This window comes from Pseudomonas sp. Pseusp21, assembly GCF_059492145.1.
Genome location: NZ_CP168520.1, coordinates 2,462,616 through 2,486,131, shown reverse-complemented (window position 1 = coordinate 2,486,131; position 23,516 = coordinate 2,462,616). Strand labels below are relative to the sequence as shown.

Sequence of the window (23,516 nt, the reverse complement as noted above, 5' to 3'; positions counted from 1 at the left end):
GTGTCCATGTCCTTTTCCCGTCGACAAATCCTCGGTGGCCTGGCCGGTCTGGCAGTGGTTGGCGCGGGAGCCGGTGGTGCGACGCGTTACTGGCTGGGCAAGGTGGCCGACGCCGATGCGGGGCATGATTATGAGTTGATCGCCGCGCCACTGGACGTCGAGTTGGTGCCAGGGCACAAGACTGAAGCCTGGGCCTTCGGCCCGTCGGCACCGGGCACCGAATTGCGCGTGCGTCAGGGTGAGTGGCTGCGTGTGCGCTTCATCAACCATCTGCCGGTGGCGACGACCATTCACTGGCACGGCATCCGTCTGCCGCTGGAAATGGACGGCGTGCCGTACGTTTCGCAATTGCCGGTGCTGCCGGGCGAATACTTCGATTACAAATTCCGGGTGCCGGATGCCGGCAGCTACTGGTATCACCCGCATGTCAGCAGCAGCGAAGAACTCGGTCGCGGGCTGGTCGGGCCGCTGATTGTCGAAGAGCGCGAGCCGACCGGGTTCAAGTACGAAAAGACCCTGAGCCTGAAAAACTGGCACATCGATGATGAGGGCAACTTCGTCGAATTCAGCATCCCGCGCGAAGCGGCCCGTGGTGGTACGGCGGGTCGGCTGTCGACCATCAACGGCGTGCCTACGCCGGTGATCGAGTTGCCAGCCGGGCAGATCACCCGCGTACGCCTGCTCAACCTCGACAACACCCTGACCTATCGCATCAACATTCCCGGCGTCGAAGCGCAGATCTATGCGCTGGACGGCAACCCGGTCGAGCCGCGCCCATTGGGCAAGGAATACTGGCTTGGCCCGGGCATGCGCATCTGCCTGGCGATCAAGGCACCGCCGGCCGGCGAGGAACTGTCGTTGCGCAACGGCCCGGTTCGCCTCGGCACTTTACGTTCGGTGGCCAACAATGACGCGCCAACCGACTGGCCGAAAGCGCTGCCGGCCAACCCGGTGGCCGAGCCGGACCTGGCCAATGCCGAGAAACTCAACTTCAATTTCGAATGGGTCGGGTCGGTGTCGGTGAATGTCGACAACGGCAAGCCGCCGAGCCTGTGGCAGATCAACGGCAAGGCCTGGGACATCACCGACAAGACCTGCGCTGACCGGCCGATCGCCAGCCTGAAACTGGGCCAGAGCTATATTTTCGAACTGAAGAACATGACCCAGTACCAGCACCCGATCCACCTGCACGGCATGAGCTTCAAGGTGATTGCGTCGAACCGGCACAAGATCGTGCCGTACTTCACCGACACCTATCTGCTGGGCAAGAACGAGCGCGCGCAAGTGGCGCTGGTGGCGGATAACCCGGGCGTGTGGATGTTCCACTGCCACGTGATCGATCACATGGAAACCGGCCTGATGGCCGCCATCGAGGTGAAGTGATGCGCCAGATTCGCCCCGCGGCGATCATCGACCGCAGCCGTGACCGCGACTTCATGCGCGAGGCGCTGGAGTTGGCGGCCCAAGGCGCGGCCCTCGGCGAAGTGCCGGTGGGTGCGGTGCTGGTGCAGGACGGTGAAATCATCGGTCGCGGCTTCAACTGCCCGATCAGCGCCAGTGACCCGAGTGCCCATGCGGAAATGGTCGCGATCCGCGCCGCCGCTCAGGCTGTGAGCAACTATCGTCTGCCGGGCAGCACGCTCTACGTGACGCTGGAGCCGTGCAGCATGTGCGCCGGGCTGATCGTGCATTCGCGGATTGCCCGTGTGGTGTACGGCGCGCTGGAGCCCAAGGCCGGAATTGTGCAGAGCCAGGGGCAGTTCTTCACTCAGGGCTTTCTCAACCATCGAGTGCTGTATGAGGGTGGGGTGTTGGCGGAGGAGTGCGGGGCGGTGTTGACCGAGTTCTTCCGGGCGCGGCGCGCGAAACCGGCAGACTGAAGAACAACATCAAACCCTGTGGGAGCTGGCTTGCCAGCGATGGCGTCGGCACATCAAGCATTGATGTGGACTGATCCACCGTTATCTCTGGCAAGCCAGCTCCCACAGTTTTTTGCAGTGTCTGGAAGGGATCGTTACTTCTTCGCGACAATCACCGCCCGCATCGGCGCCGGCAGCCCTTCGATCGTCTTGCTGTGATCATCCGGATCAAGGAAGTCGCTCAACGACTGATACTTCATCCACTCGGTCCCGCGCTGTTCTTCAACGGTGGTGGTGCTCACATCCACGCATTTCACATCGGTGAAACCGGCACGACGCAGCCACAATTCCAGCGCCGGCACCGACGGCAAGAACCACACGTTGCGCATCTGCGCATAACGGTCTTCCGGCACCAGCACTTGATGTTTGTCGCCTTCGACCACCAGCGTTTCCAGCACCAGTTCGCCACCCTTCACCAGGCAATCCTTCAGTGCCAGCAAATGCTCGATCGGCGAGCGGCGGTGATAGAACACGCCCATGGAAAACACCGTGTCGAAGCCTTCCAGATTCGGCGGCAGGTCTTCGAACGGGAACGGCAGGTGCCAGGCATTCGGCTCTGACAGATAACGCTGCACTGCCTGGAACTGGCAGAAGAACAGCCAGTTCGGATCGACGCCGATCACGCTGTCGGCGCCGGCACCGAGCATGCGCCACATGTAATAGCCGTTGCCGCAACCGACATCGAGGATGCGTTTGCCCTTCAGATCCAGATGCGGGGAGACCCGCGACCACTTCCAGTCCGAGCGCCATTCGGTGTCGACGTGCACGCCGAACAGATCGAACGGCCCCTTGCGCCACGGCGACAGGCCCATCAGCGCGGTGCGCATCTGGGCGCGGGTTTCGTCGTCGCAATCGGTGTCAAGTTTCAGGCCGTCGAGCAGGTCGACTTCGGTCGGCTGGATCTTCGGCAGGGCGTCCAGCGCACTTTGCCAGCGCTCCAGATCGCCGTGGCCTTTTTCCATTTTCTTGTCGAGCTGCACTTGCAGGGTGTTGGCCCATTCGGCCAGCGGCGTGCCGGCCAGACGGCGGGCGAGGGGGGACAGATCAATCATGGCAAGGCAATCAACGAGGCAAAGTTAAGACACTGGAACCACGGCACGACTTTCGAGAACCCGGCGGCCAGCAGGCGCTCGCGGTGTTCTTCGAGGCTGTCGGGCTTCATGACGTTTTCGATGGCGCTGCGCTTCTGGGCGATCTCCAGTTCGCTGTAGCCGTTGGCGCGTTTGAACGCGACGTGCAGATCGGTCAGCAGCGCGTGTTCTTCGGCATCGTTGAAACGCAGCTTCTCCGACAGAATCAGCGCGCCGCCCGGCAGCAACGATTGACGAATGCGCGAGAGCAGCGCCGTGCGCTGATCCGGGGCGATGAATTGCAGGGTGAAGTTCAGCGCCACCACCGAAGCCGGTTTGAAATCGAGGGCGAGGATGTCGCCTTCGATCACTTCGACCGGCAGCAACTCCTGGAACATCGAATCCTGACCGTTGAGGTATTCGCGGCAGCGCTCGACCATGGCGGCCGAGTTATCCACCGCGATCACCCGGCAACCGTCAGTGCGCACATGGCGGCGCAGGGCTTGGGTCACCGCACCGAGCGATGAGCCGAGGTCGTAGAGCACGCTGTTCGGTTGGGCGAACTGCGCTGCGAGCACACCGAGGTTTTCCACGATGGTCGGATAACCCGGCACCGAACGCTTGATCATGTCCGGGAACACCCGCACCACGTCTTCGTTGAAGGCGAAGTCAGGCACCTGGGCCATCGGCTGGGCGAAAATGCGATCGGGTTCTTTGCTCACGGCGGTTCCGGCGGTGTCGATGAAAAGGCCGGCATTTTAGCCAAACTGGCGCGCAGATGCGCGGGTTGTCTGATAAACCGCTTTGCAGCGGGTGATCGTTCCCACGCTCCGCGTGGGAATGCATCCCGTGACGCTCTGCGTCACTTACGCAAAGACGCAGCGCGTAGTAACGATCGGTTTCAGAGGTCGGGACGTTTGGTTTGGGAGAACGCCGATGCCGCAATCCCCCACTGCCCCAGCCAGTAACTGAGGATGATGATGTAGGGCGCCGCATTGAACGGTGAGACAAACCGGTTGATGCCGATCACGCTGTCGGAAAACACGAACGCCACTGCGCCGCCCGCCGCCAGCAATGCCGAACGTTGCGGTACGCCGCTGCCGAGTCGGGCGAGAGCGCGCCAGAGCATGGCGCTGATGGCTGTTCCGTAAACGATCACCGGCACGGTCAACGGCCCGAGTCCGCTGGAGATCAGGATGCCCAACAGCACAGCGCCGACACTGAGCGCCAGGATCAGTGGCAGCAGGGCCAGGCGCCGGCAATCGCTGAGGTAAGCCTTGAGATACGCCAGATGCGCGACCAGAAACGCACCCAGGCCAAACACGAACAAATCCCCCGGCCACGCCAGCAGCACATCGCCGATCAACGAGAAAATCAGACCGAGGCTGATCCAGCGGCGATAGTCGCTGGGCGGCGCATCATGCAACCAGCCAAGCAGGGCCAATACCGGCAACGGTTTGACCAGCAGACACAGCAGCGCCGCATGGGTGCTGAGGCCATAGAGAAAGGTCACTGCGCCCATCAGCGCGAGGATCAGCCAGCCCACGATCAGTTCACCGAAATGGCGCAGTCAAAGGTCTCCACCGGCAACACTTCCGGCGCCCAGGGTTGCTGCGAAGTCAGGCGCAGACGCCCGGTGCCGGGGGCGAAAGCCTGGAAGCGCCAGGTCGAGAGGCCGGCCGCGCCGACCACGCCGGCATCTTCCGGATTGCTGTAGACCTCGGGGCTGAGGGCGCGCAATACGCCGCCGGCAGAATCCTGGATGGCCCAGCGGTAGCCGGTGGTGGGGTTGCTCGGGAGCATGACGATCAGGTTCTGCCCGTTGGTCAGCCGCACCGGGCATTGGCTCTGTTTTTCCACGGTCACGTTGGTTTTCGGTTGCGTGGCGCAGGCGGCCAGCAGAGCGATGGACAGCGGGACAAACAGGCGAAGGGGGGACATGGATTCAGCGGCTCCGGCGTTGGCGACGAACGGCGAGCATAACTGAAGATGAGACAAAGTGTGACCAAAGCCGAGCAGGCCAAGGCTGCGCGCTGTCGATCAGCCTGAGTCTGGGGAGTGTTTATCCACTAACGTCGAGTTGCACCTGAATAGGATCGTGATGGCCGTGGAAATCAAGTTCAAAATCAATTCGATATTTCCTGTTGGTGTTGTCCAACTCGGAAGTAAACGTTCCCCTGTAGGCGTACTGTGTTCCCTTTATGTTGAGGTAGAAAACTTCCAGTAACTTCTCACCTCTCTTGAATTCGTGCTCGCCGTCAGGCGTTGATGGATCAATTGTAAGTTTGATTGACTGTCCATTCGGAAAACCCAGTTCCTTGGATCCTTCGATTGTTATGTAGCCTTGTTCTTGCTTTACCGCGATATGGTCGGTTTCGAAGAGTTTTTGGCCATTTTGTGTAACCGTAAAATAATCGGACATATTCGATTGTGTTGACATTGATGGACTCCCTGAATGACTAAGTTCGAAAGGGAAGTCTGGAGGGAGATGTGGCGACAGGCTACTGTAGTAATTGACAGTTTTTTATTGTTTTTTGCGATATCGAATCTTCGCTTGGTTATTTAGACCAAGGCATTCCAATAGAGGCAATGCCTTGGTTACACCGGGTTAAAACAAGACCTTCGCCACATCCGCAAACTTCTTGGCGAAATGCACGGTAATGCCTTCCTTCAGGTAGTCCGGCAACTCTTCAAAGTTTCCGCGATTCGGCTCCGGCAGAATCAACTCGAAGATCTTCTGCCGCCGCGCCGCAATCACCTTCTCGCGCACCCCGCCAATCGGCAGTACATGCCCGGTCAGCGTCAGCTCGCCGGTCATCGCCACACCTTTTTTCGGCGCCTGATTACGGGCGAGGGAGAGCAGGGCACTGGCCATGGTCACGCCGGCGCTCGGGCCGTCTTTCGGGGTCGCGCCTTCCGGCACGTGCAGGTGGACGAAGGCTTCGTCGAAGAATTTCGGATCGCCACCGAAGGATTTGAGGTGCGAGCTGACGTAGCTGTAGGCGATCTCCGCCGACTCCTTCATCACATCGCCCAGTTGCCCGGTGAGTTTGAAACCTCGATTGAGGGTGTGAATCCGCGTGGCTTCGATCGGCAGGGTCGCACCGCCCATGCTGGTCCACGCCAGGCCGGTAATCACACCAGTGCCGGACAGCACTTGCTCGTTGCGAAACACCGGATGGCCGAGGGACGCTTCGAGGTCTTTCGGGCCAATCTTGATCACGGCTTTCGGCTCGTCGATCAGCTTCATCACTGCTTTGCGCACCAGTTTGCCCATCTGCTTTTCCAGCTGACGCACGCCGGCTTCACGGGCGTAACCGTCGATCAAGGCTTTGAGGGCGGTGTCGCTGATGCTCAGGCTGCCCTTGGACACGCCGGCCTTTTCCAGCAGTTTCGGCCACAGGTGACGCTTGGCGATGGCGACTTTTTCTTCGGTGATGTAGCCCGAGAGGCGAATCACTTCCATCCGGTCCAGCAACGGGCCGGGAATCGAATCCAGGGTGTTGGCGGTGCAGACGAACAGGACTTTCGACAGGTCCATCCGCAGGTCCAGATAGTGGTCGAGGAATTCGACGTTCTGTTCCGGATCAAGCGTTTCCAGTAGCGCCGAGGCCGGGTCGCCCTGGTAGCTCTGGCCCATCTTGTCGATCTCGTCGAGCATGATCACCGGGTTCATGACTTCGACGTCTTTCAGCGCCTGCACGAGTTTGCCCGGCTGCGCGCCGATGTAGGTGCGACGGTGGCCCTTGATTTCGGCTTCGTCGCGCATGCCGCCGAGGCTGAAGCGGTAGAACGGCCGGCCGAGGGATTCAGCGATGGATTTACCGACGCTGGTTTTACCCACGCCCGGCGGGCCGACCAGCAACACGATGGAGCCGCTGATTTCGCCTTTATAGGCACCGACCGCGAGGAATTCGAGGATCCGGTCCTTGATGTCCTCGAGCCCTGCGTGGTGCTTGTCCAGCACCTTGCGCGCGTGCTTGAGGTCAAGCTTGTCCTCGCCGTACACGCCCCATGGCACCGAGGTCGCCCAGTCGAGGTAATTGCGGGTGACCGCGTACTCCGGCGATCCGGTTTCGAGGATCGACAGTTTGTTCATCTCTTCTTCGAGGCGCTTCTGTACCTGCGTCGGCAGGACCTTGCCTTCCAGGCGCTGCTCGAACTGTTCGAGGTCGGCGCTGCGGTCGTCCTTGGTCAGGCCGAGTTCCTGCTGGATGACCTTGAGCTGTTCCTTGAGGAAGAACTCGCGCTGGTGCTCGCCGATCTTGCGGTTCACTTCGGCGGAGATTTCTTTCTGCAGGCGTGCGACTTCGACTTCCTTGCGCAGCATCGGCAGGACTTTTTCCATGCGCTTGAGCATTGGCACGCAGTCCAGCACTTCCTGCAGCTCATTGCCGGTCGCCGATGTGAGGGCGGCGGCGAAGTCGGTCAGCGGCGACGGATCGTTGGGGCTGAAGCGGTTGAGGTAGTTCTTCAGCTCTTCGCTGTACAGCGGGTTGAGCGGCAGCAGTTCCTTGATCGCGTTGATCAGCGCCATGCCGTAGGCCTTGACCTCGTCGGTCGGCTCGGTGGGCTGGTGCGGGTATTCGACTTCAACGAGATAGGGCGGGCGGTGGTGTTTGAGCCAGGTCTTGATGCGTACGCGGCTCAGGCCCTGGGCGACGAATTGCAGTTTGCCGTTTTCGCGGCTGGCGTGGTGCACCTTGACCAGGGTGCCGTATTGCGGCAACGCCTTGGTGTCGAAGTGGCGCGGGTCTTCCTGGGGTGTGTCCATGAAGAACAGGGCCAGGGAGTGGTGTTCGGATTTGCTGACCAGTTCGAGGGTTTCGGCCCAGGGTTCTTCGTTGACGATGACCGGCAGGACCTGGGCCGGGAAGAACGGGCGGTTGTGGATCGGGATGATGTAGACCTTGTCCGGCAGGTTCTGGCCGGGCAGGGCGAGGCCTTTGCCGGGGACGTGGTGTTCGATGTGTTCGGCGTCGGTTTCGGTGATGTCGTCGGGGTTTTCGGGGAATTCTTGCTGGTCGCTCATGGGGCACCTGCGCAATTGGGTATGGCTGTTAGATGGGGCAGGGGTTGGGTGGTTTCAATGGGGGTGGGTGTTTCTGCTTGTGTGTTCAGGGTTTTGACAGGGTTTTGGGGGTTGGGCTTGGCGGCCTTTGGGCCGGCCATGCTGTATTGGGGTTGTGTGCATATCCGTTTCTGCGGGTGTTGCGGCTGGCGGTTCCGCTCTTACAGCGGGTCACTTTGGCAAACGCCCCAAAGTAACCAAAGGTCTTGGCCCCTGCGTTCGGCGCCTCGCTGTGGCTCGGCGTCCCTTCGTTCCGGGATTCATCCGGGGGCATCGCCTACGGTTTGCTTCGCTGCACCTCCTCTCGATGCATGCGGCTGCGCCGCACGGTCGCTGCGCTCCCACCCCCGGATAAATCCCTCCACTCAGCCTTCCGATGGGGCCGGCACGTCAAGAGCTTTACTCGAGCTAACGCTCATCGTGTTGAGTGGTGAAGAGCAGGGAAGAGCAGGGAAGACCAGAGGGAGAAGGTGATGGTGAGAGGAGGAGGGAGCCGATTGGGGCTCTAAGACCTGAGTTCGACTCGGTATCTCACGTCGGCGTACCTCTCCCAAACAACGCGGTCAGTCCCCTCTCCCTCCGGGAGAGGGCTAGGGTGAGGGCAGCGTCATGACTGACTCACCACAAGCCTGACTCCCGCAGAGACCTCATCAGCATTTATGCCGGATATCGACTGACCTCGACGTTATTGATCGTTCCCACGCTCTGCGTGGGAATGCAGCCCGGGACGCTCTGCGTCCCAATCGATCTGCCAGCGAATGCGGTCTGTGGCTGGCAGTCGATTTTGTCAGGGTCGCTTAGCTGGGTGTTGGGTAACGTTGTACTTCGACGTTATCCAGCACCCGATTCACCGCCAGTTCCGCCAGCATGATCACCTGCTGAATCCCGAGGATCCGATGTCGCTGCGGCGTATCGACAAAAGCCGCTACATCACTGGCCATGACGCTGGCGGTGGCCAGGGACTCACAGGCATGGGCCAACAGGCTTTCATCGTCCATGTCTGGCGATATCTGGAACATCTGGCTCGGTCGGCGGCCGGGGCATTTTTTTGGAATCGGATTGAAATGGTGGTCGAGCGCGCGTTCGGCGGCTTCGTGGAGTTTCTTCGAATCGGCGGATTCGTAGGGCGAGGTTTCGTCTGTTTCGGGTGGATTCGGTGTTGGCTTTTTCATGATGGAACTCCATTCGGGATGTGGAGTTCGCCGCTCACTGCGACCAAGCAATAGGGTGGCGAACCGTACGCAGGTTGGTCGACCAGGGAATGGATACCCGGCAGGGCCGTTAGCCCTCCCACGCACAGTTCGCCATTAAGCATGCTGAAAAGTGCGCCATTCTAAACCCGGACGACCAAGCCCGTTCGCTGAATTTGCAGCGACCCCCAAAGCCTATCCACCCCATTTCCGAGCCACAACCGACGCGACATGTCAGAAACATCCCCTGCAAACACCCCGTCTGTAGGACATAAACACCCCGTTTAAAAAAACGCAGCCCACAAAAAAAGGCGACACCCCTCTCAGGGCATCGCCTTTCCTTTACCGCCGCTAAAGCTTATTCCGGCAGTTTGTAAGCAATCACATAGTCACCCATCTTGGTGCCCAGCGAGCCGTGACCGCCCACCACGAGCAGAACGTATTGCTTGCCGTCCTTGCCGGTGTAGGTCATCGGAGTCGCTTGACCACCCGCGGGCAGACGCGATTTCCACAGTTCTTTACCGGTGTTCACGTCGTAGGCGCGCAGGTACTGGTCGAGGGTGCCGCTGAGGAAGCCGACGCCGCCGGCAGTGACGATCGAGCCGCCCATGCTTGGCACGCCCAGAGTGAAGCCGATCGGGATTGGCGAGCTGTCGCGGCTGGTGCCGTTTTTACGTTTCCAGACGACTTTGCCGGTGGTCAGGTCGATACCGGCGACGTAGCCCCAGGCCGGAGCCTGGCACGGTACGCCCAGTGGCGACATGAACGGGTGCATGATCACCGCGTATGGCGCGCCGGTGTTCGGTTGAACGCCAGCGGTTTCGCTCTCGCGTTTGCTGCCGGCCGCGACTTTTTCGCGAGGCACCATTTTCGAGACGAAGGCCATGTAGTTCGGGCTGGTGAACAGCATCTGGCGAACCGGGTCGACCGAGACGCCGCCCCAGTTGAACACACCGACGTTACCCGGGTAGATCAGGCTGCCCTGTTCCGACGGAGGCGTGTATTGGCCTTCGTAGCGCAGTTCCTTGAACTGGATGCGGCACAGCATCTGGTCGAACGGGCTGGCGCCCCACATGGCTTTTTCGGTCAGTTCCGGGGCCAGCAGGTTCAGGTCCGAACGGGCCTGGGTCGGGGCGGTGTGGTCGCCTTTCACGGCGCCTTGGGGAACCGGGATTTCCTTGATCGGAATGATCGGCGTGCCGTCACGACGGTCGAGGACGTACAGGCTGCCCTGTTTGGTCGGGGCGATCAGCGCAGGCTTGATGCCGTCGGCGGTTTTCATGTCCAGCAGGGTTGGCTGGCTGCCGACGTCCATGTCCCACAGGTCATGGTGGGTGAACTGGTAGTTCCAGCGCACTTTACCGGTGGCCAGGTCCAGAGCCACGACGCCGGCGCTGAATTTCTCGGCGCCCGGGGTGCGGTCGGCGCCCCACTGATCCGGAGTCTGGTTGCCCAGTGGCAGGTAAACCATGCCGAGTTTTTCATCGACGCTGGCCAGCGACCACATGTTGGCCGAGTTGCGGCTGTAGGTTTCGCCTGGCGCCAAAGGCTCGGTGGCGTCTGGCTTGTCGCTGTCCCAGTTCCAGACGAGGTGACCGTCACGCACGTCGAACGCGCGGATCACGCCCGATGGCTCGTTGGTCGATTCGTTGTCGGTCACGTGGCCGCCCATGATCACCAGATCACGGGTGATCGCGGCAGGCGAGGTGGAGTAGTAGCCACCGGCGGTGAACGGGCCGATACCCTGGGTCAGGTCAACCACACCGTTGGTGCCGAAGCCTTCGCAGATCTTGCCGGTGTCGGCGTTCAGTGCGATCAGGCGTGCATCGGCAGTCGGCAGGTACAGGCGACGCGGGCAGGCCTGGGCGACGGCTTTGCCGGCCTCGGAGATGACAGCGGACGCCGTGTTTTCAGACTTGGCGTACGCGGCTTCGTCGTAGTACGACACGCCACGGCAGGTCATGTGCGCGAAGCCCTTGAAGCCGACCGGACTCTTGATCTGCGGGTCGAAGCGCCACAGTTCCTTGCCGGTGTCCGGGTCCAGCGCCAGCACTTTGCTGTGGGCGGTGCAGGCGTAGAGCATGCCGTTGGCTTTGAGCGGGGTGTTTTCGTTGGTCAGCTCGACCGGGTCATCGGCGGTCGGCAGGTCGCCGGTCTGGATGCGCCAGGCTTCCTGCAGTTTGCCGACGTTGGCCGGAGTGATCTGCTTGAGTGGCGAGTAGCGGTCACCGAACTCGGTGCGGCCATAGGCCTGCCAGTCGCCATCAGGCATGGCTGGCGCGGTGCTGGTGGTGTCGGCGGTGTCGCGACCCAGTTCGCCAAAGATTTCGCCCGGGTGGGTGAAGAGGCTGGCCAGGGCGGTGACGCCGGCCAGAATCACGGCCACGGTCAAACCGCCGGTGCCCATCGGCGCCGGGCCTGCGAGCAGCAGCGGACGACGGAACCACGGCAGCAGCATCACGAAACCGAGGACAAACCACAGTGCCAGGCGCGGCACCAGTTGCCACCAGTCCAGGCCGACTTCCCACAGCGCCCAGACAGTGCTGGCGAACAGCACGATGGCGTACAGGCCCAGTGCTGCGCGACGGCGCATCAGCATCAGAATGCCGGTCAGCGTGATGCCGATACCGGCCAGCAGGTAATACAGCGAGCCGCCGAGCGTACTCAGCTTGATTCCCCCGGCCAGCATGGCCAGGCCCATCAGCAGAAGCAGAATGCCGAGCAGGTTCGGCAGAAGACGGCTTCGACTCGAAGCACCTTCAGTGCTCATAGTGTGATTCTCCGTGACGTTTATGTAGTCCCGCGCTGTAGTCACTTTAGATGACGATTGGGCGCAGGCATGGTTCAGATAAAAACTTGTCTTGCTATCGAATTTCTTTCGCAGGACTGAGCCGCGTGCGCTGGATTAGAACGACGATTGGATCTTGATCCCGCCGATCAGCGCGTCGTCGACCTTGTCCACACCGCCCGGATGGCGGATGTATTGCAGGTTCGGGCGCACGGTCAGCCAGTTGGTGACGTGCACGCCGTAATAGAGTTCGGCGCTGTATTCGGTGTCCTGTGGGGGCAGGAAGGACGGATCGTCGTAGTCGTAGACAGCGCGGGCCTGGTTGGTCGCCTCGGCGTTCTTGCGGTACGCCGGGTTGACGTGGACGCGGGCCAGGGCGAAGCCGATGTCATCTTTTGCGCGGGCGTCGAACGGGCCCTTGTAGACCACACCGGCCTGGACGTAGTTGTCGATGGCGTTGGTCTTCTTGTCATGCATCGTGCCGTTGGCAAACACGCTCAGACCGCGGGAGTTGTCACTGGCCACGCTGGTGATCTGCTGCTGCACGCCGAGCCACACGCCATGCTTGCTCGAAGCGCTGCGATAGGCTTCGCCGCTCAGGGCAGCCGGCTGGCCGTTGCTGTCTTTATAGGCATCGGTGGCCTTGGCGTTGCTGTAGTAGTAACCGGCGCGGTATTCGCCCGGCAGGCCGTTGAGCTTCGGTTTCCACACCAGTTCGATCGGCAGGATCGCGCCCTGGGTGCCGCTGCCGCTGAGCTTGAAGCCGTTGCCGCGATCGAGGTTCGACGGGTTCTGCTCATAGGCGCCGACTTGCGCGTACAGCTCTGGCGTCAGGTGGTATTTGACGCGCAGCGCCCATTGACTGACCGGCCAGTTGTACCAGATGCCGCCGACCCAGTTGCCGACCTGCGAACCGCAGAACGCCAGGTTCTGGAAGTCGCACGGGAAGCTGTTGAAGTCTTCGCCTTCACCGAAGCGGCCGACCTTGATGTCGAGCTTCTGATCGAAGAATTTCTGCTGGTACCACATCTGCGTCAGGCGGGTGGTCTGGCCACGGCCCCAGACCTCCTGGGCCGAGGTGAAGCCGCCGACGCGCGGGTCGTTGATGCGGTCGTTGCTGATGTTGTTGCCGCTGCGTTTGGTCACGGTCAGCTGAAATTCAGCGTCGTTCCAGCCCAGCAGCTTTTGCAGGTCCAGGTGGGTGCCGAGGCCCCATTGGTCGCTGTAGCGCGCGGTGCGGTCGTGGTCGTAGCCGCCGTGCAGGTTGCTGCCCATTTCGCCGGTGTAGTCGAGCTTGAAGTCGATGCCTTTCGCCGAGAGTTCGCTGCGGGTGCCGTTCCAGTCACCGAGCATCCACGATGATTCACTGTCGAAGGCCGGGGCGGCCTGAGTGCAGGTGGCGAGGCCAAGGGCGGTGCAGCCGCCGATCAGGCGCAGGGTTGAGATAGCGCTGTCTCGGGAGAACGGAAAATCGGGCATGAATAGGGTCTTTCTTGATCTTTTTGGGGGATAAGCTGGCCGCTACGATTTGACGCAGGCAGTGAAGCGGTTCAGCAGAAGGGCGGCAGGATAATGTCCTGTTACAAAAACACAAAGGGCTTTTGCAGACATGAACCCTTTCGGATTCGGTAACAGTGCGGCAATACAGCGCATTGCGGGCATTGGCGCAGACCTGCGATCTTCTCCGGTTGGCCTACATTTAACCCAAGGCCTTCCACCCGCCCATGCCCTCGGCTAAGGTGCGCGGCTTCTGTATTTTCACTTCGCCCAAAGGCCCGGCATGAACGACCACAACCCCGATCCGCTGCACGGCGTGACCCTCGAACAGATCCTCAATGCACTGGTGACCCACTACGAATGGTCGGGCCTGGCCGAGCGCATCGACATCCGTTGCTTCAAGAGCGATCCGACCATCAAGTCGAGCCTCACCTTTCTGCGCAAGACGCCATGGGCGCGGGAGAAAGTCGAGCGGCTGTACGTGAAACTGATGCGCACCAAGCGACCGCTCTGAGATGGACGCCGTATTGCGGCGACGCCTGATTACTTCGGCTGCGGTGCTGGGCTGGGCCGGGCTGGTGATTCAGCTGTACCTGATTTTCTTCGCCCGGCTGAGCGTCGGCGCCAGTCTGCTGGGCGGGCTGGTGAGTTTCTTCAGTTACTTCACTGTGCTCACCAACACCCTGGTGGCGGTGGTGCTGACCTGTGCGGTGACCGAGCGCGAATCCGCTGCGCGGCGCTGGTTTTTACAGCCGTGGGTCAGCAGCGGGATTGCCGTGAGCATTGCTGTGGTGGGCCTGGCTTACAGCATTCTGCTACGACATCTGTGGCATCCGCAGGGTTGGCAATTTATCGCCGACGAATTGCTCCACGACGTGATGCCGCTGCTGTTTCTGGCTTATTGGTGGTTGTGCGTGCCGAAGGGCAGCTTGCGTCTGAAGCATCTGCCGCTGTGGCTGATTTATCCGCTGGTGTACTTCGCCTATGCGCTGCTGCGCGGGCATTTGCTGGGGGCTTACGCGTACCCGTTCATTGACGTGGCGCTGTTGGGTTATCCACAGGTGTTCGTCAATGCCGGGGGGATTCTGCTGGGGTTTGTGCTGATTGCGTTGCTGGTGATCGGGATTGATCGCTGGAAGGGGCGGCGCCTTTAGCAGCGCCGCCGCTCGTATTCACTCTTCTTCGGAGCCTTCTGCGCGCCAGTAACCGACCGCTTTGACGAACTTCTCGTCGAGTCCGTGCTCATCAAGCAGCACCCGGCGGATCTGCCGCGAAACCTTGGTCTCGGTCGCCACCCACGCATACAGATTGCCCTTGGGCACCTGCAATTGTTTGACGGTGGTCAGCAGATTGTCCTTGCCACCCTCGCGCAAAACCCAGATCACATTGACCTGCGCCGCGCTCTCCAGGGTTTGCTGCTCCTTGCCGTTTTCCACTTCGATCACCACCAGCGCCTTGCGATTGGCCGCCAGGCCTTCTAGGCGGCGGGCGATGGCGGGCAGGGCGGTTTCGTCGCCGATCAGCAGGTAGCTGTCGAAAATGTCCGGCACGATCATCGAGCCACGCGGGCCGCCGATGTGCAGGAATTGCCCGGGCTTGGCCTGTTCCGCCCAGGTCGAGGCAGGGCCGTCGCCGTGCAGGACGAAGTCGATGTCCAGCTCAAGCTTGTCGAGGTCGTAGCGGCGCGGGGTGTAGTCGCGCATTTCGGGCATCGGCACGTCGCTCTTGCCGGCGCCGAGCACCAGGGTTTCCAGCGCCGTGGCCTGTTCGGCGTTCTGCGGGAACAGCAGTTTGACGTGATCGTCGGTACCGAGGCTGATGAAGCCGGCCAGTTCCGGCCCGCCGAGGGTGATGCGACGCATGCGCGGAGTCAGGTCGACGACGCGCAAGACTTCCAGGCGACGACGTTTGATTTCATGCATGACGCGGTGAATGGTTTGGGTATCGACTGCGGTCATTCGGCTTTCTCCGGGGCAGATTGAACGGCGGGGCCGTCGACGATGGCTTTGGCGGTGTCGTTGAGCAGGTCGCGCACCCGCAGGATTTCTTCCGGGCTCCAGCGTCCGTGGTGCATCTGCAGGGCATGGCGCAGGTTGTGCACCGCTTCATGGATTTCCGGCGGGCGATCATGGCCGCGCAGCGAGCGCTTGCTGACGTCGATGCGCATGCGCACGCCGTCCAGCGCTACAGCTTGTTCGCTCAGCGATTGGCGACCGGCATCGGTCACCGCATAGCGCTTTTTGCCGCCCTCGGCATCGCCTGTGATCATTTCGCTTTCTTCAAGGAAGGTCAGGGTCGGGTAGATCACGCCGGGGCTGGGGCTGTAGGCGCCGTCGAACATGGTTTCGATCTGGCGGATCAGGTCGTAGCCATGGCAGGGCTGTTCGGCTATCAGCGCCAGCAACAGCAGTTTCAGATCGCCGGGCGCAAACACCCGTGGTCCGCGACCGCCGCGCTCGCGGCCGTGGCGTTTTTCGAAGCCGTCACGGCTGTCGCCATGCTCGCGGTGGGGGGAATGATGGTCTCTCATTTCAGTCTTCTCTCGTCATTTTTAGATACAACGTAAGATATATCTTTAGGTTGCGGCAAGCGTTTTTTTCACAGCGCGCTTGCGCCCTGACGAGTGGCTGCCCAGCCTCGAGACCTTTTTCCGCGAGCCCACGAAGCGAGTGGCTTTCTGTAAACGCAATGACCACAAAGTTAAAGTTGTCACTCTATAAATGATTGAGCATATGCTCTAGAAAGTGCCATTATCGCCGGCTTTGTTAGTTGCAATTGCTGTATGGTTTTTTATCAGAAAGTGTATGTAGGGTCTGGCTTACAGTTAGTGGCATGAATATTTGAAATTGGGCGTTTTTTCTTTCTGGACGTGAGCATGTTTAACTACATGTTCGTGGGAAGTTGCCTGCTTACTTTCCGGTGATAACCGTCGATCATGCCCCGGCGTTGAAAGTTCAAACCGGCGCGAACCGTCCGGGCAAGTGTTGTTTGAACTTTCAATGCTCCATCCTTTAAAAAGACAGGGTATGAATGATGTTCAAGAAAATCGCAATGGCTGCTCCACTGGCTGCATTGGCACTGGGTTCTTCCATGGTATTTGCCGCCGGTGAAGCGCGTCACTCCATCAGCCTGGTGGCCCACGTGCCAACCAACGGTTTCTACGTGGTGCCGGTCGACCCTGACCTGGTCAGCAAGGATCAGGACATGAGCTTCAGCCCGATTACCGGCACCATGAAACCGGTCAACGGCTTCTTCGATGTGCGCAACAACAACGGCTCGGTACACGGTTCTCTGGAAGGTGTACCGAAACTGGTTGGGGGTTCGAGCATTATCGATCTGGAAGTCAAGTTCAATAATGTGGTGCTCACCCAAACTCCGCAAATGGTCGTCGGTGAAGCCGAGTCCGATGTGAACTATCGTGCGCCGGTAAGTATTACCGCCAAAGGCACTAACTTCACCCCGGGTGACTACACCGGTTCGGTGACCATGATGTTTGACGCTGTTACTCCGGTGGCCGGCGTAAAGCTCTGACTTCTGAAAAGTAACGAAAGCCGACTGACAGAACTTTCTGTCAGTCGGGCTTCTTGTGTGTTTTGTAATCAGAGTAACTGTTCATGTTTCCGATGACGCCCATCGCGGCTGCGCTTGCGTTGCTGTTTTGTGCCGCAGCTGTGGCGGCACCTGCGGCTTCCGGTACGACACCGCGAAGCCTGTTGGCTCAGGCCAAAGGTTTGCCGACGGATTTTGAAGAGCACTTTTTTGATGTTCCCCTGGCCGTGCGGGTGGAGCTCGATCAGCAACCGCTGGGCGAGGCCATGGTGGTCTTGTCCCGTGACGATCGCCTGACACTGCTGGAATTCACCGATACCCATGACAGTCGTTTCAGTGCTGCAGAACGCGACGTCTGGGCCAGCTACCTGAAACCGGGGGTTGCCCTCGGCGCCTGCACCGGGCAGTGCCCCGAACAGATGCTGGCGGTGCACTACAACCTGGAGAGCTCGCTGGTATCGATCGTCACCGAAAACGCCGAGCGCGACACCGAGGCCAAGCGCTTCTACGACCAGCCCGACGGCGGCAGCAGCGGTCTGATCGTGCGCAACCAGCTCAATCTCAATGGTGGCCAGGAACAGGATCTGGGCGGGCGTTTCGGCCTGGAAGCCAGCGCCAGCCTCGGGAACTGGAGCCAGACATTCAACATGCAGCTGGCCCGTCTGGGCGGACCGGATGACCAGCTGTATCACGCCGTGCATGAACTGCACACGCAGCGTGAGCTGCAGGGCAGTTTCGTGCGTCTGGGCTACTTCACGCCGGCATCCGAAGGCCTGACCCGTCAGCCCCGCACATTTGGTACAAGTCCTGATACGACCGTGGGCGTGATGTACGGCAGTTCGGACAGCCTGGCGATCAATTCGCCAAAGCCGAGCATCTATCCCATCTATGTGACGGCCAACCGTCAGGCATCGGTGGAGGTCTATCGCGACGGGCTGTTGATCAATACGCAGTCGGTGCCGGCAGGCTTGCAGACCCTCGACACCCGGCCGTTGCCCGGCGGAATCTATGAAGTCGAAGTGCGCCTGATCGAGGATGGCCAGACCACCTCGACCACCCAGGAGCTGGTGTACAAGCCGAACAACTGGCGCAACCTCGACGAGCGCTGGCGCTACAACCTGTTCGCGGGGCAGGAAGCCAAGCTGCTCAGCAACTGGGACCGCCAGGCCAGCGGCGACCCCACGGCGGGGGCGTCGATCAATTACCTGTGGCACCCACGGGTGATTCTCGGACTCTCGGCTCGCCAGATCCGCGAAAAGCTGCAATACGGCACCTCCATCGACTGGACGCTGGCCAACAGCGTCAGCCTGTACGCCAACGTTTACCAGACTGAAGACCACGGCACCGGTCTGGACGTGCAGGGGCTTTACAACTACGGCGCCGGCAGCCTTGTGATCAGCCATAACCGCAGTTGGCTGGATACCACCGACATCTATGACACGCTGCCTGACGGCACGCGAGTGCGTCAGCGCAATGTGTTCATCGGCCAGACCAGCAATTCATCGCTGGCACTCAATCACCGGGTCAGCAGTAAAAGCTCGATCAATGCCCGTGTGTCCCACAGTGAAGGCAACACCGAAGGATTCGGCGTGGATCTGGGCTGGACTCAGCGCACCGTACTGTTCGGCAGCGATGCCAACTGGCGGCTTTCGCTGTTCGATCGTCCCGGCAGCTTCAGCAGCGGCGATGCGCGCAATCGCGGGGTCGACCTGAGCCTGAATCTGGCGCTGGGCGGGCCGGGTCAGCAGATCACCGGCAGCATCGGCTCACGCACGGCGCGAGAGGGTGGGCGCGACAATAATGCATCCCTCGGCTGGCGCATGAATCTGCAGGATCACGTGCTGCAAAACGTCTCGGTGACCGCGCTCAGCGACACTTATGGCCTCGGCCTGTCCAGCCTGGCGAGCTTTCGCACGGACTCGGTCAACGGTGACGGCTTCGTGCAGCGCTCGTCGTACAACGGCAATTTCACCGGCGGTCTGAACCTGGACAGCACACTGGTGATGGGCGGCGAGCGGATGGTGCTGACCAGCCAGCATGACATGCGCGGCGCCGGCATGATTGTCGACGTCGAGTCCGATATCGATGACATCGCGCTGCGTGCCGATGACTACAGCGGCGGCAGCGCACCGCTGAGACCGGGCCGCAACTTCATCCCGATCACGGCTTATCAGAACAGTTCGGTGAGCTTCGACTTCGAGGGCAATACCGTTCCGGCCGCCACGATCGAGCCGGCTCGCACCCGCTATCACATGAACAAGGGCGGCGTGGAGTACCGCAAGGTGCGCGTGATGAGAACCATGACCGTGCTCGGGCGGCTGGTCGACGCCCAGGGACGTCCGCTCAAGGGCCACCATGTGATCAACCACGCCAGTCGCGGGGTGACAGAGGTCGACGGTTTCTTCTCGATGGAAATGAACGCCGGCTCCCCCACGCTGGAGGTGCGTCAGGGGCAACAACTGCTCTGCCAGTTCCGCCTCGACGCCGACCGCCACCGCAGCGAAAACAATGTGTTGATGATCGGTGATCTGCGTTGCACGCCCGATACGTTGGCCGATGTCAACGCAACCGATCAGAAGGCAGGTTGAATCCATGAAAAAGTCTACATGGTGGCTCGGGTTGCTCGCGGCGGCGAGCACCTTTCCGGCAGGTGCCGTGAATCAGGAGATCCGCGCCCTGTTTCAGCCCGATCCGGCGCATCCGAACAAGAACGTGTTCATCAACAAGACGCCGAGCAGCGGTTATTGCGCCATCTATCCCGAACAATGCGCCGACAACCAGGTGTTCAGTATCGAGTTGCCCGTGCGTTTCACCTCCAGCCGCTTCATGACGGCCGGCTTTCCACTTTCACTGAAAGTGCCCGCCAGCTGGAGACAAGTGACGGTCACCAATCAGGACACCCGGGAAACCGAAATTGTCGAAATGCGGGTCACGGGCATCGGCTCCCGGTTCGAGCTGAGCGACAGCGCCGCCAATCTGGTCGGTGTATCGGACATCCTTGAAGGTCATCAAAAACTCTGGACCACCAGCAGTTGGGTTTATGCACCGGCTCCGTGTCAATACAGCGGCGTGGGTGCTTACTCGCCCACTGCTTATCGGTTCTTCTGGAAAACCCCCGTGGAAGCTGCCTGTACCAAGGTGGCGGCTTACCTCATTCCCGGGATGGTTTTCCCAACCCTGGATTTCGCCTATGAACTGCGCACACCCAATCCGCTGCGCATGTCATCCGGGCTCTACACCGGGTCTTTGAATTACACCCTTGGGCCAGGAGGGGACTTCGACGTCGGCTCGCAAATGTATCCGGATGACAGCCTTCTTACGCTGGATTTCGTCCTGGACGTTCAACACACCCTGAAGGTCGATCTGCCACCCGGTGGCAACAAGGTGTCCCTGGAACCTGCCGGCGGCTGGCAGAGCTGGCTGGAAAGCGGTCGCCGACCGAGCCGGATCTACCGCGACCAGCCGTATTACCTGTCGGCCTCGTCACGTTTCAAAGTGATGATGCAATGCAACTCTCTGGGCGGTACGGAATGCCATATGGGCAGTCCGACGGGACGCAGTGCCAGGGTGGAAACGACGATGACGGTACCGCCGGGGATCTCCGGCCCCGGTGGTGCCGACGGCTGGAGCGGCAGATTGCAATACAACACCTGGATTGGCCCGTTCCAGCCTGTTCAGTACGTCGATCGCAAGGCGGGCAACCTGCGTTTCGAGATACCCGAACGATATTTCTATAGTTTTCTGCAACCCGGGGTCAGCGACACGCTCACGGGCCATATCACCATTATCTGGGATTCGGAAATCTGACGAGCCGGATCGATCTCTTTTCATTTTCAAAAGGGTTGAAAACGATGACACGCCTGTTTCTGCTTTTACTGCTCGGTCTGCCTGGCGGGCCCGTACTGGCCGGGCCGCAAATCAATGTCGGCACGGTGTATGACTATCTGGACGGCAACAAGAGCACCTACCTCAAACGTGTGTTCAACAGTGGTGACAGCACGGCGTTCGTCAAGGTGAACGTGCTGGAAATCGTCTACGACGCCGAAGGCAAACCGCAGGAAGTCCCGTTGGAAAATGCAGCCGACGGAGGCTCTCGCGATGGCGTGATGGCGAGTCCGGCGCGTTTGATCGTTCCGGCCGAGGGCATGCAGGGAACGCGACTGCTGTACATGGGCGAGCGGACACGCGAGCGCTACTTCCGTGTGCGTTTCGTACCGGTGGTGCCGGAAAAGGAAGACGCCTTCGTGGTGGGGGACGAGGAGCGCGAGGACTATGCCAAAAGCATGTCGGCAGGGGTGAACCTGATGACCGGCTTCGGCACGATTCTGTTCGTGCGCCCCAAGGACACTCGCTTCCAGACGACCGTGGAGGAAAACGACCGCCGTTACGAACTGCGCAACAACGGCAACTCCGTGGTGATCGTCGATGAGTTCAAGAGCTGTTCGCTGAGCAATGACACCGATTGCGGGGCGGTGACCAAACACCATGTCCTGGCTGGCAAGTCGTTCGGGTTCGACAAGGAGAAGGGGCGTGAATACCGCTTTTTTCTGATCGAGGGTGACAGCAAGAAAGCACTCAAGGTCGCGAGTCGATGATCCGCCCTCCAAGGACGCAGCAGGTAACAAAGACATGAACAAACAATGCGCGCGCCTGGCGCTGATGGTCGCCGGCAGTCTGATGAGTGCTCTGGCCGGTGCGGCCCGGGAAGAACACGTCTTCGAAGTGTCGCTGACGATTCCGAGCCGGCCGTTCTACATCATTCCCAGCGAACCGGACTGGGTGCATCGCACGCAGCAACTGCACTGGGACTATCCCTCCGAAACTCTGAGCACCCTGAGCAAGCATTTCGACGTGCGGCACGACACCAGTGCAATCGAGGCGCGTCTGGACAGCCCCGCCTACCTGTCGAACGGCCGCTCGGGTGAAGAGATCTGGCTCAAGGTCAGTTTCAATGGCGTTGTGTTGGGACCCGAGGTGCCCCCGCGAGAAGTGGTCTCGAAGGAAGACGCGGCCATCGGTAAACGGGTCCTGCTGGAAATCGAACCGGTGAAGCCTGCCGGTGGGTATCGACCAGGAGACTACAGCGGCAATGTGATGCTGCTGTTCAATGCACGGGCACCCGGCGCATGAACATCACCCGACTCCCTTTATTGTTCGGCCAAAGATTTTTAACGATGAATAGATCCACAGCAGGGATAGGCCTGGCTGCGCTGCTGGGTATGTCAGTGACGCACGCTGCGAATCAGGAAATCCGGGCGGTGTTTCAACCCGACCCTTCCAAACCCGGAAAAAACATGTTCATCAACACGACGCCGAACAGCGGCTATTGCGCGGATTATCCCGCGCAATGTGCGGCCAATAAAATGTTCAGTATTCGTACGCCGCTGATTTTCCAGGCCATTCGTTCTCTGATGCCCGGAGATGAGGTGTCGCTGCGTGTCCCTTCCAACTGGCGTCAGGCGGTGGTGACCAACCGGGATACACAGGAGACAGCCATCGTGGAGGTGCGCATGATGGGTGTCGGTTCCCAATACTATCTGAGCGATCCGGCGACCAGTCTGGTCGGGGTTTCTGACCCGGCTGAGGCCCATGGCTTGCTGTGGGGGACTAACTGGGCCAACGCAGCCCCCCCCTGTCAGAATTCCGGTGTCGGTTATTACACCGCCACGACCTTCGGCTTTTTCTGGAAAACGCCGGTCGAGGCAGCCTGCGTCAAAGCCGCTGCCTACCGGATTCCGTCGATGGCGTTTTCCACACTGGATTTCGCCTACGAGTTGCGTACACCCAATCCTCTGACAATGTCCACCGGGCAATACACCGGCTCGATACCTTATATCCTTGGCTCGGGTGGACAAATCGACTTCGGCCCTTTGTTGAGGCCCGTGGACAGCCACCTGATGCTGGACTTTGTTCTGGATGTGCAGCACACCCTTAAAGTCGACCTGCCACCGGGCGGAAACAAGGTCTCGCTGGAGCCTCAGGGTGGCTGGCAGCGCTGGCTCGCCAACGGCAGCCGTCCTGCGCAGATCTACCGTGACCAGAATTTTTTTATCTCCGCCTCCGCCCCTTTCAAGGTCATGATGAAGTGTGATTCCTTCCAGGTTTTCGGACCCGATTGCCGCCTGGTCGGAGAGTCGGGCGCCACCTGGGTTCACACACTGCTCAGTCTGCCCGGCGGTATTACCGGGCCTGGCGGAGTACCGGTCAGGAATGTGCAGTTGATGAACAATGCCTGGGTGGGGCCGTTCCAGCCCGGCCACTACGTGGAGCGCAAGTCGGGCAACCTGCGGTTCGAGATGCCTCAGGAGGCCATGGATTTCATGTTTCGTCCCGGCGTCAAGGGTACGTACAAGGGGGACATCACCGTCATCTGGGATTCGGAAGTGTAGGCACAGGGTGTTGCCCCGGGAAGGCCTTGGCAACCGGGCCTTC

At 60.4% G+C, this 23,516-nt stretch carries 21 protein-coding genes; 10 read left to right on the top strand and 11 right to left on the bottom strand.

What is annotated here, in order from left to right:
- Positions 1-6 precede the first annotated feature (6 nt).
- Both ACEN93_RS11150 and tadA read left to right on the top strand, forming a co-directional pair.
- Positions 7-1,383 (top strand): multicopper oxidase family protein, encoded by a 1,377-nt coding sequence (locus ACEN93_RS11150; RefSeq protein ID WP_414882017.1) that lies wholly within the window; start codon positions 7-9, stop codon positions 1,381-1,383.
- Positions 1,383-1,880 (top strand): tRNA adenosine(34) deaminase TadA, encoded by a 498-nt coding sequence (gene tadA / locus ACEN93_RS11145; RefSeq protein ID WP_085606826.1) that lies wholly within the window; start codon positions 1,383-1,385, stop codon positions 1,878-1,880. The genes ACEN93_RS11150 and tadA overlap by 1 nt, the downstream gene beginning before the upstream one ends.
- A 134-nt stretch (positions 1,881-2,014) precedes the next feature.
- Here tadA and cmoB read toward each other — a convergent pair whose 3' ends face one another.
- From cmoB to ACEN93_RS11100, 9 genes are all read right to left on the bottom strand, one after another.
- Entirely contained in the window at positions 2,015-2,971 is a 957-nt protein-coding gene (cmoB, locus tag ACEN93_RS11140) for a tRNA 5-methoxyuridine(34)/uridine 5-oxyacetic acid(34) synthase CmoB (RefSeq protein WP_134334218.1), read from the bottom strand.
- Positions 2,968-3,675, bottom strand: a complete 708-nt coding sequence (cmoA, locus tag ACEN93_RS11135) for a carboxy-S-adenosyl-L-methionine synthase CmoA (protein ID WP_219736936.1) — start codon at positions 3,673-3,675, stop codon at positions 2,968-2,970. The genes cmoB and cmoA overlap by 4 nt, the downstream gene beginning before the upstream one ends.
- A gap of 215 nt (positions 3,676-3,890) precedes the next feature.
- Positions 3,891-4,535 carry a lysoplasmalogenase gene (locus ACEN93_RS11130; RefSeq protein WP_172829506.1) on the bottom strand — a complete coding sequence of 215 codons (645 nt, stop codon included), beginning with the start codon at positions 4,533-4,535 and terminating at the stop codon, positions 3,891-3,893.
- 2 nt (positions 4,536-4,537) lie between these two features.
- On the bottom strand, positions 4,538-4,930 hold the full coding sequence (locus ACEN93_RS11125) for a protease inhibitor I42 family protein (RefSeq protein ID WP_039765755.1): 393 nt from the start codon (positions 4,928-4,930) through the stop codon (positions 4,538-4,540).
- A gap of 121 nt (positions 4,931-5,051) precedes the next feature.
- Positions 5,052-5,429 carry a hypothetical protein gene (locus tag ACEN93_RS11120; RefSeq protein WP_414882018.1) on the bottom strand — a complete coding sequence of 126 codons (378 nt, stop codon included), beginning with the start codon at positions 5,427-5,429 and terminating at the stop codon, positions 5,052-5,054.
- Between the two features lie 168 nt (positions 5,430-5,597).
- Positions 5,598-8,021 carry an endopeptidase La gene (gene lon, locus ACEN93_RS11115; RefSeq protein ID WP_163976380.1) on the bottom strand — a complete coding sequence of 808 codons (2,424 nt, stop codon included), beginning with the start codon at positions 8,019-8,021 and terminating at the stop codon, positions 5,598-5,600.
- An 836-nt stretch (positions 8,022-8,857) separates the two neighbouring features.
- On the bottom strand, positions 8,858-9,232 hold the full coding sequence (locus tag ACEN93_RS11110) for a DUF6124 family protein (RefSeq protein ID WP_163976378.1): 375 nt from the start codon (positions 9,230-9,232) through the stop codon (positions 8,858-8,860).
- Positions 9,233-9,608: 376 nt separating this feature from the next.
- On the bottom strand, positions 9,609-12,020 hold the full coding sequence (locus ACEN93_RS11105) for a glucose/quinate/shikimate family membrane-bound PQQ-dependent dehydrogenase (RefSeq protein WP_085667919.1): 2,412 nt from the start codon (positions 12,018-12,020) through the stop codon (positions 9,609-9,611).
- Positions 12,021-12,155: 135 nt separating this feature from the next.
- Positions 12,156-13,517: a carbohydrate porin gene (locus ACEN93_RS11100; protein ID WP_414882020.1), complete on the bottom strand. Its 1,362-nt coding sequence runs from the start codon at positions 13,515-13,517 to the stop codon at positions 12,156-12,158.
- A 301-nt stretch (positions 13,518-13,818) separates the two neighbouring features.
- Here ACEN93_RS11100 and ACEN93_RS11095 point away from each other — a divergent pair, with 301 nt between their 5' ends.
- Entirely contained in the window at positions 13,819-14,049 is a 231-nt protein-coding gene (locus ACEN93_RS11095; protein WP_007956650.1) for a VF530 family protein, read from the top strand.
- A 1-nt stretch (position 14,050) separates the two neighbouring features.
- Positions 14,051-14,689, top strand: a complete 639-nt coding sequence (locus ACEN93_RS11090) for a Pr6Pr family membrane protein (protein ID WP_495611410.1) — start codon at positions 14,051-14,053, stop codon at positions 14,687-14,689.
- Between the two features lie 18 nt (positions 14,690-14,707).
- Here ACEN93_RS11090 and ACEN93_RS11085 read toward each other — a convergent pair whose 3' ends face one another.
- Positions 14,708-15,493, bottom strand: coding sequence for a siderophore-interacting protein (locus ACEN93_RS11085; protein ID WP_495611409.1), 786 nt, complete (start codon positions 15,491-15,493; stop codon positions 14,708-14,710).
- Positions 15,490-16,065 (bottom strand): PadR family transcriptional regulator, encoded by a 576-nt coding sequence (locus ACEN93_RS11080; protein ID WP_163976374.1) that lies wholly within the window; start codon positions 16,063-16,065, stop codon positions 15,490-15,492. Before ACEN93_RS11080 ends, ACEN93_RS11085 begins: the two co-directional genes overlap by 4 nt.
- A gap of 500 nt (positions 16,066-16,565) precedes the next feature.
- On the opposite strand from ACEN93_RS11080, the gene ACEN93_RS11075 reads away from it, so the two are divergent.
- The 6 genes from ACEN93_RS11075 to ACEN93_RS11050 all read left to right on the top strand — a co-directional run bounded on the left by ACEN93_RS11075 (position 16,566) and on the right by ACEN93_RS11050 (position 23,473).
- The gene (locus ACEN93_RS11075) at positions 16,566-17,066 is read left to right on the top strand and encodes a CS1 type fimbrial major subunit (protein WP_039765776.1); all 501 of its coding nucleotides are present in this window, start codon (positions 16,566-16,568) and stop codon (positions 17,064-17,066) included.
- Positions 17,067-17,149: 83 nt separating this feature from the next.
- The gene (locus tag ACEN93_RS11070; RefSeq protein WP_039765779.1) at positions 17,150-19,672 is read left to right on the top strand and encodes a CS1-pili formation C-terminal domain-containing protein; all 2,523 of its coding nucleotides are present in this window, start codon (positions 17,150-17,152) and stop codon (positions 19,670-19,672) included.
- On the top strand, positions 19,641-20,891 hold the full coding sequence (locus tag ACEN93_RS11065) for a hypothetical protein (RefSeq protein WP_256587035.1): 1,251 nt from the start codon (positions 19,641-19,643) through the stop codon (positions 20,889-20,891). Before ACEN93_RS11070 ends, ACEN93_RS11065 begins: the two co-directional genes overlap by 32 nt.
- A 44-nt stretch (positions 20,892-20,935) precedes the next feature.
- A complete protein-coding gene (locus ACEN93_RS11060; protein WP_039765783.1) occupies positions 20,936-21,679 on the top strand; it encodes a pilus assembly protein in 744 nt (247 codons plus the stop codon).
- Positions 21,680-21,713: 34 nt separating this feature from the next.
- The gene (locus ACEN93_RS11055) at positions 21,714-22,214 is read left to right on the top strand and encodes a CS1 type fimbrial major subunit (protein WP_052266521.1); all 501 of its coding nucleotides are present in this window, start codon (positions 21,714-21,716) and stop codon (positions 22,212-22,214) included.
- The gene (locus tag ACEN93_RS11050; protein ID WP_254778404.1) at positions 22,211-23,473 is read left to right on the top strand and encodes a hypothetical protein; all 1,263 of its coding nucleotides are present in this window, start codon (positions 22,211-22,213) and stop codon (positions 23,471-23,473) included. The genes ACEN93_RS11055 and ACEN93_RS11050 overlap by 4 nt, the downstream gene beginning before the upstream one ends.
- The last annotated feature ends 43 nt before the right edge of the window (positions 23,474-23,516 follow it).